18 protein-coding genes are annotated in these 18,800 nt (G+C 39.1%); 13 read left to right on the forward strand and 5 right to left on the reverse strand.

Features of this window, described 5'->3' with window-relative positions; translation table 11 throughout:
• Positions 1-117: 117 nt before the first annotated feature.
• The 4 genes from IHV09_RS10875 (at position 118) to IHV09_RS10890 (ending at position 3,884) form a co-directional block, all read left to right on the forward strand.
• Entirely contained in the window at positions 118-975 is an 858-nt protein-coding gene (locus tag IHV09_RS10875) for an ABC transporter permease subunit (RefSeq protein WP_197129496.1), read from the forward strand.
• Positions 972-1,994: an ABC transporter permease gene (locus IHV09_RS10880; RefSeq protein ID WP_197264498.1), complete on the forward strand. Its 1,023-nt coding sequence runs from the start codon at positions 972-974 to the stop codon at positions 1,992-1,994. Before IHV09_RS10875 ends, IHV09_RS10880 begins: the two co-directional genes overlap by 4 nt.
• Before the next feature lie 188 nt (positions 1,995-2,182).
• Positions 2,183-3,043 (forward strand): ABC transporter permease subunit, encoded by an 861-nt coding sequence (locus IHV09_RS10885; protein WP_197264499.1) that lies wholly within the window; start codon positions 2,183-2,185, stop codon positions 3,041-3,043.
• Between the two features lie 64 nt (positions 3,044-3,107).
• Entirely contained in the window at positions 3,108-3,884 is a 777-nt protein-coding gene (locus IHV09_RS10890) for a protein-glutamine gamma-glutamyltransferase (RefSeq protein ID WP_197129502.1), read from the forward strand.
• Positions 3,885-3,943: 59 nt separating this feature from the next.
• Here the strand turns inward: IHV09_RS10890 and IHV09_RS10895 are convergent, their stop codons facing one another.
• Positions 3,944-5,257, reverse strand: coding sequence for a murein hydrolase activator EnvC family protein (locus tag IHV09_RS10895; RefSeq protein ID WP_231618257.1), 1,314 nt, complete (start codon positions 5,255-5,257; stop codon positions 3,944-3,946).
• A gap of 373 nt (positions 5,258-5,630) precedes the next feature.
• On the opposite strand from IHV09_RS10895, the gene IHV09_RS10900 reads away from it, so the two are divergent.
• The 3 genes from IHV09_RS10900 (at position 5,631) to IHV09_RS10910 (ending at position 7,685) form a co-directional block, all read left to right on the forward strand.
• Complete coding sequence (locus IHV09_RS10900; RefSeq protein ID WP_197129503.1) at positions 5,631-6,185, forward strand: sigma-70 family RNA polymerase sigma factor; 555 nt, start codon at positions 5,631-5,633, stop codon at positions 6,183-6,185.
• A gap of 4 nt (positions 6,186-6,189) precedes the next feature.
• Positions 6,190-6,849 carry a hypothetical protein gene (locus IHV09_RS10905; RefSeq protein WP_197264500.1) on the forward strand — a complete coding sequence of 220 codons (660 nt, stop codon included), beginning with the start codon at positions 6,190-6,192 and terminating at the stop codon, positions 6,847-6,849.
• 71 nt (positions 6,850-6,920) lie between these two features.
• Positions 6,921-7,685: a DUF4931 domain-containing protein gene (locus IHV09_RS10910; protein ID WP_197264501.1), complete on the forward strand. Its 765-nt coding sequence runs from the start codon at positions 6,921-6,923 to the stop codon at positions 7,683-7,685.
• Between the two features lie 16 nt (positions 7,686-7,701).
• On the opposite strand, the gene IHV09_RS10915 is transcribed toward IHV09_RS10910, so the two are convergent.
• Complete coding sequence (locus tag IHV09_RS10915) at positions 7,702-9,339, reverse strand: M20/M25/M40 family metallo-hydrolase (RefSeq protein ID WP_197129509.1); 1,638 nt, start codon at positions 9,337-9,339, stop codon at positions 7,702-7,704.
• A gap of 158 nt (positions 9,340-9,497) precedes the next feature.
• Here IHV09_RS10915 and IHV09_RS10920 point away from each other — a divergent pair, with 158 nt between their 5' ends.
• From IHV09_RS10920 to IHV09_RS10935, 4 genes are all read left to right on the forward strand, one after another.
• Positions 9,498-10,202 carry an ABC transporter ATP-binding protein gene (locus IHV09_RS10920; RefSeq protein ID WP_197264502.1) on the forward strand — a complete coding sequence of 235 codons (705 nt, stop codon included), beginning with the start codon at positions 9,498-9,500 and terminating at the stop codon, positions 10,200-10,202.
• Positions 10,186-11,499: an ABC transporter permease gene (locus tag IHV09_RS10925; protein WP_197264503.1), complete on the forward strand. Its 1,314-nt coding sequence runs from the start codon at positions 10,186-10,188 to the stop codon at positions 11,497-11,499. The genes IHV09_RS10920 and IHV09_RS10925 overlap by 17 nt, the downstream gene beginning before the upstream one ends.
• A gap of 122 nt (positions 11,500-11,621) precedes the next feature.
• Entirely contained in the window at positions 11,622-12,308 is a 687-nt protein-coding gene (locus IHV09_RS10930) for a peptidase E (RefSeq protein WP_197264546.1), read from the forward strand.
• A 66-nt stretch (positions 12,309-12,374) separates the two neighbouring features.
• Positions 12,375-12,974, forward strand: a complete 600-nt coding sequence (locus IHV09_RS10935; RefSeq protein WP_231618258.1) for a superoxide dismutase family protein — start codon at positions 12,375-12,377, stop codon at positions 12,972-12,974.
• Between the two features lie 70 nt (positions 12,975-13,044).
• On the opposite strand, the gene IHV09_RS10940 is transcribed toward IHV09_RS10935, so the two are convergent.
• Genes IHV09_RS10940 through IHV09_RS10950 form a run of 3 tightly spaced genes read right to left on the reverse strand, consistent with a single transcriptional unit; the run spans position 13,045 to position 15,652 of the window.
• Positions 13,045-13,848, reverse strand: coding sequence for an ABC transporter permease (locus IHV09_RS10940; protein ID WP_197264504.1), 804 nt, complete (start codon positions 13,846-13,848; stop codon positions 13,045-13,047).
• A gap of 3 nt (positions 13,849-13,851) precedes the next feature.
• Entirely contained in the window at positions 13,852-14,640 is a 789-nt protein-coding gene (locus IHV09_RS10945) for an ABC transporter permease (protein ID WP_197189710.1), read from the reverse strand.
• A complete protein-coding gene (locus IHV09_RS10950; RefSeq protein ID WP_197264505.1) occupies positions 14,624-15,652 on the reverse strand; it encodes an ABC transporter ATP-binding protein in 1,029 nt (342 codons plus the stop codon). The genes IHV09_RS10945 and IHV09_RS10950 overlap by 17 nt, the downstream gene beginning before the upstream one ends.
• 541 nt (positions 15,653-16,193) lie before the next feature.
• Between IHV09_RS10950 and IHV09_RS10955 the strand changes: the two genes are divergently transcribed.
• Together IHV09_RS10955 and IHV09_RS10960 are read left to right on the forward strand one after the other, a co-directional pair.
• A complete protein-coding gene (locus IHV09_RS10955; protein WP_197264506.1) occupies positions 16,194-17,933 on the forward strand; it encodes a mechanosensitive ion channel in 1,740 nt (579 codons plus the stop codon).
• A gap of 105 nt (positions 17,934-18,038) precedes the next feature.
• Positions 18,039-18,767, forward strand: coding sequence for a ZIP family metal transporter (locus tag IHV09_RS10960; RefSeq protein WP_197129529.1), 729 nt, complete (start codon positions 18,039-18,041; stop codon positions 18,765-18,767).
• Positions 18,768-18,800 lie beyond the last annotated feature (33 nt).

Consider the following 18,800-nt stretch of genomic DNA (forward strand, 5'->3'; position numbering starts at 1 on the left):
CGTATAATTTTCTCTTCCTTAATATGGATTGTTTTGTCCTTTTTATCCTCCAAAAGTAAAAGAGTGAATGAAAATATTGGCTTCAAACGTCTAAAAGGTAGAAGAAGGGGGAGCGTTATGAAGATTATTAAGAAACTGTTGATGCAACTGATTTTAACGATCGTTTCCATTATTTTAATCAGTGGACTACCAGAATTAATCATGAACAAGAATGTAAGTATGTATTTCAATAAGATCAAGGATGTTTGTAGAGATATCTTTCAATTGAATCAGATGACTTACTTCAACCAAGGCAAGCCGAGGTTATTTTTAGATGATATATGGTCGCCATATATTTATTCACTTTCCATTCTTTTTGGGGCATTGTTGATTGCTTTTTGTATGGCGCAACTGCTCACGTGGGTTACGTTAATGCTGCCAATGTTCATAAGGGGAGCTATTAAAAATCTACTTACCTTTTTAGAGTCCTTGCCAGATCTGCTTGTTTTTGCCCTCGTACAGATGGGGATTGTTCTTATTTATAAGAAGACAGGAGTACTTGTATCGAATGTGGCTTCGATGGGAGCGGAAGAGAGGATCTATATCGTACCTATTGTTTGCTTGATGATTCTGCCCTTTGTTTACTTTTATAAGATGATGATACTTCTTGCTGAAGAAGAGCTTAGCAAACAGTATGTTGAGATGAGTTTAGCAAAAGGTATGAGACGGATATACGTACTTGTCGTACATGTCACGAGAAATACAAGTGAAGGTATCTTCCATTTTTCAAAATCAGTCTTATGGTTTATGATCTCTAACTTGCTTCTTGTTGAGATCATCTTTAATATCCATGGAATCACTCATTACATGTATAGCGATTTTAGACCAGAAATGCTTGCTGCTTGTCTCATACTTCTCGTCATTCCATTTTTTCTTTTGTATGCTCTTTTCGAATGGGTCATTGTTCATTTTACGAAGAGAGGAGAATGGGTATGATTCGGAGCGTGAAGTTTTGGATAGGGTTTTTCATTCTAATCGTGTTTATCATCTCTAGCTTAGGTTTCGAATTGTTTTATGATAGCAAAGTTCGTCAAGTTCAGCTGCTTTATGATAATCAGAAAAACCTGATAGGTGGTGCACCTTTTGACCCTTCGCTCATGTTTCCTCTTGGTACAGATCCACTTGGATATGACATCAGCCATAAAGTACTCCAAGGTGCAAAATTCACCTTAATTGCCGTTATAGCAATCGGTGTATTTCGTGTTCTTTTCAGTTTTATCGTGGCTATTCCTTTTGCATTCTATCTACCAGATAACATCAGAAAAGGTTTAGATCAGCTTCTTAGTTCGTTTTATTTTATTCCACTTACAATCATAGCTGTTTTTATACTAGGGCCAATTTTAAGGGAGCAGCTGAATGCTCAAGGAGAAGAATTTTTCCTTTATTCGTTTTTTGCAAGGGTAAGCCTTGAGGTTATTATTTTGACGTTGCTCGTAGTACCCCTTCTAGGCTCAATGATCGGAAATATGATGGCCTCAATATTGAAAGAAGACTTTATTGAAAGTGCGCAACTGTTAGGTGCATCCAGGTGGCGTGTTTTTATGAAACATGTTATTCCTCACATGTTACCAAAGCTTGTAATTGTTTGGTGTCAGCAGTGTGTGCAAGTGTTGATAATTTTTACGCATCTTGGATATTTAAAGTTGTTTTTTGGAGGGACGGATATTGATTTTAATCCGATGATGGCGGATCCGCCAAAATCAATGTCAAATGAGTGGTCAGGTCTTGTTGGCGATTATTACACCCAGATTCATGCCAATCCCTACATCGCACTCGGTCCGATCATCATGTTCGGAATCGCCATCTATGCTTTTCAGCTGATTGGTGAAGGCTTTCAGCAGCACATTCAAACAAGGCATGTTAAAAAGAAGAAAGACGTTCGTTTGAATAAGGAGCGAGAAATGAAAATTGAACAAAAATCATCTTTTGATTTTATAGAGAAAAGAGGAGCTTAATTTAATTAAAGGAGGATATACCAATCATAAAAAGTTATAAATTTTGGATAGGATTTATTATCATTTTTGGACTTATCCTATCAAGCATTGTCTTTGAACTGAGTTTTGATAGTAAGATTCGTCAAGTACAGGCTATATATGATGAGAATGGGTATCCGATCAATGCAGCTCCTTATGAACCATCCTTGATGTTTCCGTTTGGGACGGATGCATTAGGCTACGACACAGGTATGAAAATACTTGAAGGTGCGAAGTTCACATTGCTTAGTGTTCTTGTGATTGCCTTACTCAGGATCTTATTTAGTTTTGTTCTCGCTATTCCTTTAGCTTTTTTCGTACCAGATCGAATAAGGAGGATACTTGGCCAATTATTAAGTTCATTCTACTTTATTCCTTTAACCATAATTGCTGTTTTTCTCTTAACACCTGTATTATGGGAACAATTACGGATGCCGGGCTGGGAAGAATATTTTATTTATACTTTCAATCAGCGTATTTGGCTTGAGGTTTTCATCTTAACAATCCTAGTGATACCTTTGTTAGGTTCAACCATTGGAAATATTCTTGCACTTATTCTAAAGGAAGATTTTATTGAGGGGGCTCATATCTTAGGAGCTAGCAAGTGGAGGATTTTCATTAAGCATGTAATCCCGCATTTGCTGCCAAAGTTGGTGATCGTGTGGTGTCAACAATGTGTTCAATTATTAATTATATTCATGCATCTAGGCTATTTTAAACTCTTCTTTGGGGGAACTGATGTAGATTATAACCCGTTAATACCTGATCCGCCTGTGTCTATGTCAAATGAATGGTCAGGACTTATAGGAGATTATTATAATCTAATTACTGTAAATCCTTCTATCGCACTCGGTCCGATCATCATGTTCGGAATCGCCATCTACGCCTTTCAGCTGATTGGTGAAGGTTTTCAGCAGCACCTGCAAACGAGGCATTATAAAAGGACGAACCGTAATCGCGTGCTTGAAAAACAAATTCTCGTGAGTAAAACGAAATCATCTTTTGATTTCGTTCACAAGAGAGGCGCTTAAAAATACACCACTTTTCTCTTCTCACCATACTATGTAATATCCTGTGCAGACAGGGGGGAGAGAAATGATTTTTGTTAATGGGTATCCGGTAAAAACGGCTCAAATCTCGGGTTTTAATTCGCTTACACAAACACAGAAACTGGTAGGCGAAAAGCTTGAAAAATCCAGAGAATCATTTTATTACACAAGTCCACATCAGTTTTTATTTGAAGTGGTCATGCGTACAAATATTGTAGCAGCAGCAAACGCTATGCGTGATAGCGGAGCAGGATTTGCGACGTTCGTGAATTCACGCTGCAATCCGCAATATTGGAGAAGAACAGCTTATGGCGGTTTTTTGCTTCGATCCGATGCCCGTCCTTCTGACGCCATTTCAGATATTTTTATCAATGGAAAACGGTACGGGTTCGAATGTACAACAGCTATTATGATCATGATGTACAAAGCGATTCTTGAAACAATTGGAGCGGGTATGTTTGATCAATTGTTTAACGGGTTGCTTCTCTACAGTACGGAGCATGATGAGGATCTACAGATTATTGCAGTGCCATCTGGGGATTCGTTGCCAGGTGATGTGAGATATGTTAAAAATCCAGAACATCATCCTAATACGCCTCAGTGGCAAGGTGAAAACCTGATCGACCTTGGAAACGGACAATTTTTCGGTCATGGAATCGGAACAGGAACAATTGGAGAGGTTATTGATGTGCTTAATCAAAAAAGAATGCCTGGTGCAACGGTTTCGGCTTTTCTAACAGCGGAGATCATAAGGCCAAACTATCGACTCATGTCGGAATACACACGTCATCCAATCCGAAGATTGCTTGGTGGAGTCATATAAAATGCCTAGACAAAAAGACGCAGAGAACTATGATCTCTGCGTCTTTTATATATTTTTAATTATTGAAGGTATGGTCTTGGATCGACTGCATTTGATTTTGAGCCGTTCCATGGGCCTTTGTGCAATTCAAAATGCAAATGCTGTCCTCTAGAAGCGCCTGTGTTACCTTGGTAGCCTAAGAATGTCCCTTGAGAGACAGACTGACCTTGGCTAACAGCAGGTGTAGATCTCATGTGTGCATATAGCGTTGTGTACAGTTGTCCGTTAATATAGTGCGTAATATACACAACGTTACCATAAGAGCTTGAATAGTAAGCTCTCGTAACCGTTCCAGATGCTGCTGCTACGATTGGAACAGTACTTCCGCCTTGAGCGATATCCATTCCGTAGTGCATGCCCGCGCTTCTGTTACCAAAGCCTGAAGTGATGAATCCTTGTGAAGGCATGATAAAGTCACGACTCACTGGTGCTGGAGCAGGTGTTGGTGCTGGCGGTGGAGTTGGTGCAGGTGAAGAACCTGAGCCTGAGTTAGATTTGTTTTTCTCTCTAGCCGCTGCTTCTTCACGAGCTTTTTCTGCCGCAGCTGCAGCCGCAGCTCTTGCTTCAGCTTCTCTTTTCTTGCGTTCAGCTTCTTCACGTTTCGCACGTTCAATTTCAGCTTTAATCGCTGCTTCTTGTGCGGAAAGAAGTTCGTTCGTCTCATCCAGCTGCATAATATGATCATGTAGATGGTCTTCTTCCGTCTCTAATTGAGCGAGAAGCGCATTCTTTTGTTTTTTCTGGTCCGTTAGTTTTTGGTTCAATCCTTCAAGTTCGGTTAAATCTGAATTTAGAGACAAAAGTTCACTCTCAACCTGTCCTTTTTTCTTTTCAACAGACTCTTTATCTTGTTTGTGCTCTTCTAAGATGGCTTTATCTTGTTCAGCAATCACGTTTAATGCAAACACGCGATCAAGGAAGTCGCCGAAATCTTTAGAACCTAATACCACATCTAAATAATTTACCGCACCGCCGCTTTCGTACATGGAAGTTACACGTTCTTTTAGAAGTGCATCACGTTCTTTGATTCTCTTTTTAAGAACATCGATTTCTTTTTTTAGTTTTTCAATAGAAGCTTTCGTTTCTTGGATTGATTCTTTTTTGTTTCCAATATCTTTAAGAGTTTTGTCGATAGAACTCTCTAATTTTTGAATTTGATCTAACGTATGATCTTGTTGATTTTGATTTTTCTTTAATTCACCCTGCTTTTCCGTTTGCTCAGAGCGATTATTTTCTTTTTTCTCTTTTATAGAAGACAGAGTTTCTGCCGATACCGTATATGTACTGAATACTAGACTGAGAGACAGTGTAGCCATAACTAGCTTACGTTTCAAGATGGGTACTCCTCCTTGTAAGTGCAAATGTTGCCAATTTCTTTACTGAAGTGATTATACCATTGATTAATCATCAGTTATTGCGAAATAATATTACATTTATATTTCAAAATATTACACATTGAAACATATTTCGACGGTAACCTTGTAGAGATTTGTCTGTATTAGGAAATTAAAAGGTAAAAACAGCGTGGTAATCGAATAAAAGAGTAGGTAAATAGAATGGAGTTTCATTACAAAGTTGAAAACAAAGTAAGTTTAATAGAATCTCATTCATTATATAATCGGCTAAATTTTAAAAAAGTTAAAAAACGAATAAAAATATCATGGTCAGTCGTCATATAGATAGGGTGTTGTTAAAGGGGGGAAGTTCTTGACGATCAATCGGAGATTTAATAACGAAGGCATTGATTCTCACTCACTCAGCCAAGAAGAGTGGATTATACAGATAATGGATATATACCAAGACAAAGTGATAAGGCTAGCTTATACATATGTTAAGGATCGGAAATTGGCAGAGGACTTAGCACAAGAAGTATTTGTGAAATGTTATATACATAAAGACAACTTTAGAAATGATTCCTCTGTTAAAACTTGGGTATATGCCATCACTGTTAACTTGTGTAAAGATTATTTAAGAAGCGGTTGGAAGAAATACATTCATGTGATGGACCGGTTCGGAAAGTCGAGACCATCTTCAGTTTTAACACCAGAACTATCGATCGTCCAAAAAAGTGAACATGAGGCGTTAGCCGAACATGTCCTAAATCTTCCTCTTAAATATCGAGAAGTAATCCTTCTTTTCTATTATAAAGAGCTAACCGTTTGCGAGATTAGTCAAATCTTAAATAAAAAAGAAACGACAATCAGAACATTACTTCAGCGCGGAAGAGAACTGTTGCGTCGAAAACTGGAGAAGAGTAGGTGAGATCATGGAAGATCCTTTCAAGCAGCTGCCTGAAATATTGAACAACGGCCGTATGAGAACAATAACGTTTAAAGAGGAACATAGACAGAAAGTCCTTCAGAGAACAAGGGATCTCCACAAGCCTCCTGCTCCTAAAAGCATGTGGTATCACTGGTTTCATCAAAGTTTAAGTCTTGCTCTAGGTGTAGCGTTCATCTTTATTTTTGTTCAATTTGCTGAGAGTGTTCCTTTTCAGCTTCATGAGAAAAAAGAAGCTCAATCTATAGCGAAAATACCATATGCCAATCAAGCGATCTTAACGAAAGCTAGGCATGATATGCGAAACCATCACAAGATCTCAGATGTGATGGCTAATCAAAAGAAAGATAACCTTACCGTTTTTATTACGTTTCCGAAAAATCTATCACAAGAAAAACAAATTTTTCTTACCGAATCGTACCTAAAAGAGGTATCACATCTCACACTAAATGAACCTTACGAAGCACAAAAGAATTTGGGAGAGCTATGGAACTATGTTAATGTAAAGATCTATACCACAACAGAATCTGAAGACGACATGTTAAGACAACTGATGCACGTTGACCAAAACTTTGAGTGGAAGGGTTCCATCAATAAGCATGATGGTATATTGAAATGGGAACGCATACCTGTATCTAATAATTAATCCACACTTAAAAAGGTTTTCATTAAAACAACTAGAAAATAGATAGGAAACAAGCAAAAGCGGTGAAAAGAATGAAAAAAACACACATAAATTTTTTTACAGAAGTAGGAGCTCAAAAGCCTAATAGTATTAGAAATAAAGAAACACCTTGTCCGTTTTGTCGTATTGATGAGTTAGAGGAAGTTTTGGATAAGCAAGATTCGGTCATTCTTGTTAAAAATAAATATACCGTCCTCGATGGAGCTTTCCAGACTGTACTGATCGAAACAGATGAATGTGAAGGAGAGCTCTCCAACTATTCGAAGGATCATCTATACAAAGTCCTTCGTTTTGGGCTTGAACATTGGGATAACATGTTAAACAGCGGCAAGTACAAGTCGGTGATGTTCTTTAAGAACCATGGTCCATTATCAGGTGGAACAATTCGCCATCCTCATATGCAGATCATAGGATTGAACGAGGTAGATTGTCTTCATGATTTTTCCGAAAACCAGTTTAAAGGATTGCTTGTTTTAGAAAAAGATGGAGTAAGGTTTACCGTATCAACTGAACCGAGAGTTGGTTTTTATGAACTGAATGTCATTTGGGAAAAAGACGCTGAACTTTCTTTATTCGCGGACTGTATTCAAGCGGGTGCTCATTTTTTGCTGAATCATTTTCATAGAAGCTGTACAAGTTACAACCTTTTCTTTTATAAACATAACGAAAAGACATATTGCAAGATCATGCCTCGTTTTGTAACGTCACCACTTTATATGGGGTATGGTGTACAGCAAGTGGCAAATAATATAGAAGGAATTGCCCAAAGCATTAAAGATATCTACTTTAAAGCATAAGAAAACCAGATCTTTCTCAGATCTGGTTTTTTGCTTGATTAAATAATGTTTCCATCGCAAAAATGATTAAAGGATGAGTTTCATCCATTACTTTGTTAATCTCGAGCCGTTCTGTCCACTGATGTGCATCCTTCCCAAGAGGACCAATGTTAATAACGGGAATATCAAGCTCTCTCATATCATCAAACGGAATATGATAACGAGATCCTAGTAATGGAAAGTTACTTGTGAAGGATGAAAGATCACGAGAATCTCCGTGAAACCCAATATAGCTCAAGTCCGATAAGCCGCTAAAATAGTGGACATTAACAAGCTCGCTGTTGAATGTGTTATTCGCATGATTGACTACCTCATCTGATGTAGCTTTAATGAGCGGGTGGTCGCTTGAACATACAGCGGGATAAAAAGGCGGTGTGTAGAACAAAACGATCATCGGAGAGATGTCTCTGCAAAGACTCGCTAGCTCAAATACATATTGGATCGTCAGTTCTCTTTCATCCGCGTTCGGGTTGTTCGTCTGAAGCATGTTTTCTCTGCGATCAAGTTCTTCTTGTCCATATTTAGTTACGGCATGTTCATATAGTTCATTGAAGGTAAGTACTTTAATACTCTCTTTTTTGGGAGTGAACGGTACGATCTCAGCGACATTTTTGCTTCTTTCAAAAAGCCGTTCTTCTAATTTAATCGCAGCGTTTTGTGCGCTTTTTATTAACATATCCGTAATATCCGAGAGTGATCGATTAAAGAGCATGAGATTAAACATGGTTACAGCTGCATGAGGAATCTGGACAGAGTAGTGATCTTTTAAATCTTTTTGAATCAAGTTCGTTGGGACAGGCGTAGCCTCTTCTCGAAACTTCTCTACATAATCGACGTTCCATTCCAGTTCCCTCGTAATTTCAGCAGCCATCACATTTCCGTTCATACCTGCAAGTGGCTCACCTACGTGAGTCTCCTTACCATAACAAAGAAATCCAGGTAGAATCTTCCCCGTTGATCCTGTATACATATAGGAAGTTGTGTCTCCTGGATATTTTGTGAAACTCGGTTCTCCGTTCAAACATGTGATGTACTTTATATCATATTCTTCTTGAAGCTGCCGTAAGACACTGACACCCGTAAGCATGCCTTGTGAGTGCACTTCTTCATCAGGAACAGAAATCATGAGTACATTTCCTTTAAAATGGCCGGTTGTCGCTTTTTCGATCATGGACATATGAAGAGCGACGCCAGCTTTCATATCCATGATGCCGCGGCCGAAGAGCCATTCTCCACTATTCAGATCATCCTGAACAAAAGAATGGAGTAGGTCCTTATTTTCAATGATCTTTTCAGTCAGTTCTTCTGGCCGGAAAGCGAGATGCTTCCATTCACCAAAATCCTCAACCGAAACAACATCAAAATGACTGAGCAAAATAATGGTTTCTTTGATCGAAGGATCATTCTGTACAAATGCAGTGATCAGTTTTCGACCATCTGGAAGAGGATGATGGCGAACGTAATCAGGATGCTTCGTAAAATAATCTAATGATGAAAGCGTATGGTGAAGATGCTCGGCCATAAATAATTCTCCATCATGATGAGTAATGCTCGGAATAGAAACGAGGTCTTTCAGCAATTTCTTGTATCCCTCTTTTGTTTGCCACTTTAACATATGTGTACCTCCTAGATGTATGCCTTTGTTACCTATACTCTTCTTTCCCTTTAAATCCTTCTTTGAAAAGTTTCTTGGAATGTATTGACAGATAATAAAAGAAAATGGTATATGTGTATTATAACAAGTAGTACACTTAGGACAAAAGGGGTGTCAGCATGATTACTGTAAGTGATTTATCCTATGCTTTTAAAATTGGAAAAAAAGAAAAAGAGAATATTGTACCTGTTCTTCATCATGTCGATCTACATGTAGCAGAAGGTGAAATCGTAGCGATCGTGGGAAGAAGCGGATCAGGAAAGTCGACGCTATTAAACTTGATTTCTGGTTTTATTCGGCCGCAAACAGGAGAGATTATTATCGATGGAAAAAAGGTTAGCGGATTTTCGGAATCGAAGTGGGCTGAATTTCGGTTAGAGCACCTAGGATTTATATTCCAAAGCTTTCAGCTGATTCCTAGTATGACAGCTTATGAAAATGTAGAGCTACCATTAGTACTCAAGGGAGTTAGCGAGAAAGATAGAGGAGAACAAACAATAAAGATGTTAAAGAGAGTCGGTCTAGAACAGTATCAAAGCCATTATCCAGGAGAGCTTTCGGGAGGTCAGCAACAGCGCGTCAGTATAGCCCGTGCACTAATCCTGAATCCGCCTCTTATCTTGGCAGATGAACCAACAGGAAGTCTTGATTCTGAGAATGAGAAAGAGCTATTAAACTTTATTCAAGAATTGAATGAAAAAGATGGTATTACGTTTTTAATCATTACACATGATCATGAAGTAGCTTCTATTGCTCATAGAAAAGTAGAGATCAGAGACGGTTACTTAAGAGAAGGGAGCAAGCTTCATGAAGTTCAAAGATAAACATCGATTTGTAAGAAGCAATATGAAAAGAAACAAGACCCGTGTATGGATGACAATCCTAGCATCTACGATGGGGTGTGCCTTTTTGATCATGCTCGCCTCAGTAGGATTTGCGATTCATAAGACTGCAGTTGATGATGTGATGAGTTATCGATTGATGAATGAGATTGAAATACAGAGTGAAAACGGTCCTTTGATTGAGGAAGACGTGAAAAAACTCCAAGATATTAAGAATGTTAAAGCGGTTAGTCGAAAGAAATATGTACCTGCGAATGAACTGTCACTTGGAGAATACACAGGGTATGCTGACGTAAGCAGCGCAAACATCCCTTCTGAGAGAAAAGCGGGATTGCAACTTGAAAAAGGAAGAATGCCTAAGAGTAAAAATGAGATCATCATTGGGTATCATTTTGCTCAAGAATTAAGAAAAGAGATGCCTGAAAACTTTACAGAAGGAATGAGTGAAGAAGAGGCACAAAAGAAGATGAAGAAATTAGCTTATGATGGAGATTTGTTAAATAAAACATTAACCTATCATATGAAGATAGATAATCCGGAAATCAAAACAGAAACACAGATAAAAACTGTGAAAGTCAAAGTTGTAGGTATTAAGAAGAAGCCTAATAAAGAATGGATAATAGACAGTTCGGTAATGATTACGGATGATCTACATGGTGAAGTGATGCCTCTATTGAGTGAAATAGATCCTGAACTTAAGAACAGTGATGATTCTTATAGTTCTGTTAAAGTATATACATCTTCAGCCGAAGATGTTAAAGCAGTGTCCGAAAAGATTAAAGATAAAGGATATCTTACTTATTCAGTTGTCAGCGAACTAAAAGAACTGAACATCTATTTTACATTGTTTAAAGCGGGCTTAATTTTCATTGGTGGTATTGCCGTGCTCATTGCTTCTATTGGCATTTTTAATACGATGACGATGGCTGTTACGGAACGCTCCCAAGATATTGGAATCATGAAAGCGATCGGAGCTACACCAAAAACGATCAAGCGCATCTTCCTTTTAGAGAGTGGATACATCGGATTATGGGGAGTGGGCTTAGGAACCATTTTAGCATATGTTATCAGCTATGGAGTCAATTTCGCTCTTCCTATCATCGTTGAACAGTTTATGAACGAAAAGCCACCTGAAGATTTTATTTTATCTTATATCCCTTGGAGTCTGACTGTAATCGCTGTTACGATCTGTATGAGCGTAACATTACTTTCTGGTTGGCGGCCAGCAGCCAAAGCTACCACAGTTGATGTATTAAAAGCATTAAGAAGAGATGTATAAAGAAGCATCAGCCGATGTTAAAAAATCGGCTGGTGTTTTATTTTTACTTTGAAAGGATAACTCTGGATCAAAATCGAAAGAGGTATAACAGAGGAGTGAAGGAGAGTATGAAACAAAACATCATGAAACAAATTATTGCCATGGGTGGCGGAGGCTTTTCCATGGAACCTGAAAACAAAAGATTGGATAGGTATATTCTGAAGCAAAGTAGTGCTGATCGACCACGGGTTTGTTTTATTCCTACAGCAAGTGGCGATGCAGATGGATATATCGAACGATTTTATACAGCTTTTCAATCGGAAGACTGTGAACCTACACATCTTTCTCTATTTTCACCACCCCAACATTTGGAGAGTTTTGTAGAACAGCAAGATATTTTTTATGTAGGTGGAGGTAATACAAAAAATCTCCTTGCACTTTGGAAAGAGTGGGGACTTGATGTTCTTTTAAAGAAAGCTTATGAAGAAGGAAAAATATTAGCAGGACTAAGCGCTGGATCTCTATGCTGGTTTGAAGAAGGCGTAACAGATTCGTTCGGGCCATTAGCTAAGCTGAATTGTTTAGGCTTCATAGCAGGAAGTCATTGTCCGCACTATGATGGTGAAGCAAACCGAAGACCTGCTTATCATAAACTCGTAGCGAATGGACTGAAAGCGGGATATGCTGCAGATGATGGAGCGGGACTGCACTTTATTAATGGCGAACTGCAAACCGTTGTCAGTTCAAGAGAAAACGCGAGGGCCTATCTAGTAGAGTTTGATGGAGAGAACGTGCGCGAGCAGGAAGTTGAGACACTTTTTTTAAAATAGTGGTTTAAAGTTCTGATGATTGGGCGGAAAATGTACTATTCGTTAATCATCAGGAGGTAAATCGTTTTGAAAAGAATAGGATCAGTTTTGTTGTACATGATGCTCTTACTCTTACTCACATCATGTGGTAACAAAGATAAAGAAAACGAGCATAAAAATCATGATATGGAAGAGTCAAAAGCGCAATCTCAAGCTGCATCTAGTAAGGTGAAAGGCGGTTCATATATCGTAAACCTTGTTAATGCAAAAGGAGATAAAGCAGGAGAAGCGACGTTAACCCAAACAGGAGATGGTGTTAAGGTGGAAGTGAACGCGACTGGGGTAAAGCCGGGTGAACACGGCATTCATTTTCATGAAAAAGCAAAGTGTACACCACCCGACTTCAAATCTGCAGGAGCACACTTTAATCCTACCGAAAAGAAGCATGGATTTTTGAATCCGAAAGGACCACACGTAGGAGATATTCAAAATGTGAAGGCTGATAAAAGCGGAGTCGTGAAAGACGAAGTTCTATCCAACCTCGTGACGCTTTCTGAAGACAGTAAAAGCTCACTTTTTGCCAATGGTGGTACATCCCTTGTTATCCACGACAAGGCAGATGACTATAAAACAGATCCTTCAGGTAATTCAGGAGATCGTGTGTTGTGTGGGGTTATTAAAAAGTAAGAACATATCTATATTTAAAAACAAAGCTGGCACCTCATCTTCTACTAAAGATAAGGTGCCAGCTTTCAATTTAACTACCTGTACTCGTAAATGCCCTGAGCCCTCTATTCCAAAACCAGTACGCAATGAGGCAAGAGATGATGGCGACAACTGGCGTTAAGAGAGCCAACCTCTCGAATCCTGAACCTTCGATAAAATATGCTGCAGGATAGAAAGCAGTAAATCCATAAGGTACAATCCACGTTAGAAAGTGACGAATTCCTTTATGATAGATCGTTAAGGGATAACGAGCGAAGTCACTTAAATTAAAGATCGTCCAAACGATCGGCAGACTATCCACCATCCAAAACGACAGAGTTGCAAAAAAGAGGTTGATCGCAACGAAGATAAAACCTGATGCGATGATCATGACAACAAGTATGAAAAACTCTAGAACACCCCATGAGATACTTAAATGTGGCATCGCTGTACCAATGACGATAATGCCAATGAACAGCTGTCCAAAACCATCTTGCTGCAATCGATCTGCAATAAAATGAAACAGAGGATTGATCGGTCTGATCAAAAGTCGATCGAACTTTCCGGGTCTTATATACTGCCAGCCAAGTGTCCATAGATTATCAAAGAAAATGTGGTGAATGGAGCGGCCGGTAGCAGCAATTCCGTAAATAAATAAAATTTCATAAAAGGTCCAACCGTTTAAAGCATGGATATGATCAAAAACAATTTTGACGAAGAAGATACCTGCAAATTGCTGAAGCATAACAGAAAGGACGCCAAGTAAAAAATCCATCCTGTACTCCAACATGACTTTTAAGTTTTGTTTGCAGAACAAATAATATAATTTTATGTACCGTGATAGCATAAGCGTCACCTCCTAACCTCCAAAAATAGTTACCTTTTTTATTGCGATTGACCATAATACTCTTAATAGAACAAAAAGGGAAACCGCCCAAAATACTTGTGATCCGAGCGCCAGCCATGCTTCTGTTCCTGATAGGATACCAGTGTAGATCGCAACTGGTACATACACCATCGCTTGGAACGGAAGAAAAAGACTTATCGTTTGAAACCATTCTGGAAAGAGAATAAGCGGGACAAGCGCGCCAGAAAAAAAGGAGATAACCGCTTCTTTCATGACTTGCAGACCCCAAAGGTTTATTGTCCAAAATGCTAGAATCGCAATCAATAGATCAAAAAAAGTACCAATCCAAATACCCATTAATGCACTGAGTAAGAACAAGAGACCGCCTTGCCAAGTGGTTGGCAATGTAATATCCATAAAAATAAATGCAAGAATGCTAAGGGGCAGAGCACCACGTACAAAGTGAATAACTTTATCGCCTAGATCCATAGCGACCAAGCGGGTAATTAAGTTGTAAGGTCTCATCAGTTCAATTGCCACATTTCCGTCCTTGATCGTATGCGCCAGTTCCTGACCAACGCCTGAAACAAACATCTGTAAAAACATCGCAATGATGATATACGTAATCATGCCATCAAAAGGCAGTCCCTCGATTTCCGTACGGCTGCTATAAACGGCTTTCCAAAAGAAATAGATGACGAGCATCCGAAGCAGAATGGAGAAAGTATTGGCCCAGAACCATGCTGAATAGGCAGCATGTACTTGCATCTGAACTCTAGCAAACTCAAAGTATTTCCTCATGCTGAACCTCCTTTTTCATACCTCTTCCATAAATTTCTTCAACGATCGTTTCTATCTTTGCATCGGCAATGGTTAAATCAACAACAGAATAATGGTTCATCATCGTGTTAATGACTTCTGCACCAGAGATATGTTTGTTGCTGAAGGAGAGGGATACAAGATGCGGGTTTTCACCACTCATTGGGAGAACCTCTGTTACCGCACTAATGGCTTCCGGCAAAACAAATGAATCAGCAGCATCTACAAGTTCAAAATGAATAACACGCTTATCACCAAACTGCGATTTGATATCTTGGATAGAACCATCATAGATCACACTACCATCATCAATAATGATGATTCGCTGACAGATCTCTTCGATGTCTTGCATGTCATGGGTGGTAAGAAGCACGGTTGTACCGTATCTAGCGTTCATTTGTTTGATGAAAGCGCGAATTCGAACCTTTACAGCAACATCCAATCCGATAGTAGGTTCATCCAAATAAACAACTTTTGGGCGGTGCAAAAAAGCGGCAGCAAGTTCACAACGCATCTTTTGTCCTAATGAAAGCTGTCTTACAGGGATGCCGAGCAGCGGCTCTAAATGAAGTACATCAACGAACTCTTTTAAAGTTTCTTCGTACTGAGCTTGAGGAATCTCGTAAATGTGTTTGAGAAGTTCATAGCTTTCTCTGACCGGAATATCCCAGAATAATTGTGTACGCTGACCGAATACAGCACCAATATGACTTGCGTTTTGTTGTCTGTTTTCGTAAGGGATGATGCCGTTTACTTTTACCTCACCTGATGTTGGAGTGAGTATGCCTGTTAACATCTTAATCGTTGTAGATTTCCCAGCACCGTTCGCCCCAATATATCCAACCATTTCCCCAGCTTTAATATGCATGTTGATCTTCTTAACCGCTTTTTTCGTTTCGAATTTCCTATGAAACAACGATTTTATGGCTCCTCTTAAGCCAGGGTCTCGTTTGGCAATCTTATAATGTTTTTCAAGATTTTTTACAACTATCATGTTAGATCTCCTTAAAAATGAACACAAAAAAACCACAGACAAATACCTGCGGATATGTGTGCATATGTAATTTTTTGCTCACCAAATAACGCGTCAGGTTATGAAGGGATATGAAGTTAGTTTGATTGTATGATAGAAATCCACATGTTATCCTTCTCCTTTTTGAAAACGGTTGCACTAAGTATACCGAAAACTACAACAAATGTAAAATATATCCTTGTTTTCGAATATAAAGCGCTAGTTTAACGAAATCAAGCTTTGGGAAAGTAGAGCTAATGTAGACGTTTTTATGAAAGGCTATGTTTTCTAGAAAATTGTTGTATCTATTTTTTGTCTTTTCCTTCTTTGAATATTGATTGAAGTGTAAGATGCGAGACTCCTGCGGGACAGGTGGGCAGGTGAGACACTTAAAAGTGAAACGTACGAATGTGGCTCACCGCCTGCCCCGCGGAAAGCGAGCATCTGAAACGGAGATCAATTACTACAGAGAGCAACATGAATAGAAAAACAGCCTTATTAAATGAGAAAAAGGAGGACGAACATGTACGATTACAATGGAGTTACAGATTCTTGGATGGCCTATTTGGGAAGATTGCCAGATTTGCTTCTTGCTATTTTAGTTTTATTAATTGGTTGGCTGATCGCCTCATTGGTTGCAAAAACAGTTAAAAAAGCGTTACACAAAACGGATTTTGACAACAAAGTCTTGAAGTGGGTGAAACCTGATATCCATGAAGATCAAGTGGAACAAACGCGCACTAGAAAGTATTCTTCTGAAGAGGTGATTAGTAAGGTTGTATTTTGGATACTGATGGCAGTAGCCATTGTCATGTTCTTGAACATGCTAAGTCTTCCGTATGTCGCACAACCGATCTCAAATGCATTAGGTGTGATTGCGGCAGCGATTCCTAACCTACTAAAAGCAGCCCTTATCGCAGCAGTTGCATGGTTGATTGCATCAGGATTATCCATTCTGGTGAAAAAACTTGGTCAGAACACGAGATTTGAAAGGGTATTACATCGTTGGAAGCTGACTCGTGATCCACAACAATCCGACATGGCGGTTTTCTCTGCATCAAAAGCTGTATTTTACCTCACATTGTTATTGTTCCTGCCAGCTGTGTTATCCGCTTTAGGCATTGATGCCATTTCTGAACCATTGGAAGGTATGCTGACAGGCCTCTTCGCATTCTTACCGAAACTGCTCGGAGCAGCAATCATTCTTTTTGTAGGGTGGTTAGTTGCTAAGATCGTTAAAGAGATCTTAGTTAACTTTTTAGCGAGCATTGGTACAGATCGTTTAGCTTCAAAACTTGGTGCTGAACGTGCGCTTGAAAAAACTTCTCTTTCTCAAATCGTTGGCACAATCGTGTATGTCTTTATTTTAATTCCAGTTGTGATTTCAGCTCTAGAAACGCTTGATATTAATGGAATTTCAGGTCCTGCCATCGGTATGTTAGGTCAGATCATGGACATGATTCCAAATATCATTGTTGCTATCCTTTTAGCAGCAGTTGGATTATGGCTTGGTAGATGGGTAAAACAAGTAGTTACCACTTTATTAGAACGAATTGGATTCAATGGCATCTTTTATAAGATGGGTCTTGGATCACTTCATAAGACGAATCAGACGTTCACGATCTCTGAGATGGTTGGATATGCAGCTCAAGTGGTGGTTGTGCTGTTGTTTACGATTGAAGCACTTCAGCTTGTTAAGCTAGAGAGCTTAGTTAACATACTAACCGTTGTACTTGCGTATATTCCGATGGTGTTAACGGCTGTGTTGATACTAGGAATCGGCTTTTACGCTGGAGACCTTGTGAAACGCGTTGTTCAGAGTATGTTCAAACAGCAAACAGAAGGAAAGCTGCTAGGCAACATTGCAAAATATACGATTATTACACTTGCTTTCTTTATGGCTCTTGATCAGCTTGGAGTAGCGAAAACGATCGTAAACGCAGCATTCATCCTCATATTAGGTGGATTTACGATTGCGTTTGGTCTTGCATTCGGACTCGGTGGTCGAGAAGCTGCTGGACGAACTCTTAATAAATGGAGCCGCAAGATGGAAGAAACAACGATTCAAAGTCCCGACCCAGCAGAATGGAAAGACAAGACGAGTTTAAAAGATTTCCGTACAGACTCTTCTAAACCGGAAAGCAATCTTATTGATGTAGATATAAATAAACCACATACTACTGCAAAAGATCGTCAGTTTGATCATCTAAACACACCTAGTGATGAATTTGGCATCAACAATAATCCAAAACGAAATGACTAAAGAAAACAATAGAATGAAATCGGCTCATAGAGGTGAAACTATCCCTTTATGAGTCGTTTTTAATAGTGAATGTCGATAATAAATGAGGAAAAGGAGGTAAAGAGAATGCTACTTGCCGCCTTTTGGGGAGGAATAGCAGGTTCAGCTGTACTATTAGGATGTTTTACAGCCCTCGCTTTTCGAATTCCTAAAAAATGGACAGCATGGATCATGGCTTTTGGAACAGGGATATTAATAGGTGCCGTTTCTTTCGAACTCTTAATTGAGGCAGTGGAGCAGAGTGATTTGATGGTTACTTCTGCTGGCTTTATTTTTGGCGCAGCTCTCTTTACTGGTATAAATAGCTTTCTAGCTAAAAAGGGTGGCCATGAGAGAAAGAAATCAGGCGATAAGAAAACAAAAGGTGTAGGCATGGCGATCTTTCTTGGAACTTTGTTAGATGCCATACCAGAATCTGTTTTAATTGGTGCGAGCTTAATCGATCATAGTAAAGTAAGCTGGCTTCTTGTCGTTGCCATCTTCTTAAGTAACTTTCCTGAAGGTCTGTCAAGCTCGATTGGGTTGTTAAGAGAAGGTTTTTCACGCCGTAAAATTATTGGTATGTGGCTTTCTGTTTTCGCTATTTCTGCACTCGCTGCGTTTCTTGGATATGTCTTATTGGAAAATGCATCTGTAGCTTCACTTTCGTTGATCGGCGCATTTGCAGGTGGTGCTATCATGGCGATGGTAGCGTCTACCATGTTACCTGAAGCTCATGAAGAGGCGGGAGTAGCTGTTGGTTTTATTACTTCCTTGGGACTTCTATGTTCGTTGCTTCTGACTCATCTATCATAAAATGAGCCTAGGAATCGATAAAAAAAAGCTGCC

Origin of the sequence: Fictibacillus sp. 23RED33 (assembly GCF_015903925.1) — a bacterium.
GTDB classification, from domain to species: domain Bacteria; phylum Bacillota; class Bacilli; order Bacillales; family Fictibacillaceae; genus Fictibacillus; species Fictibacillus phosphorivorans.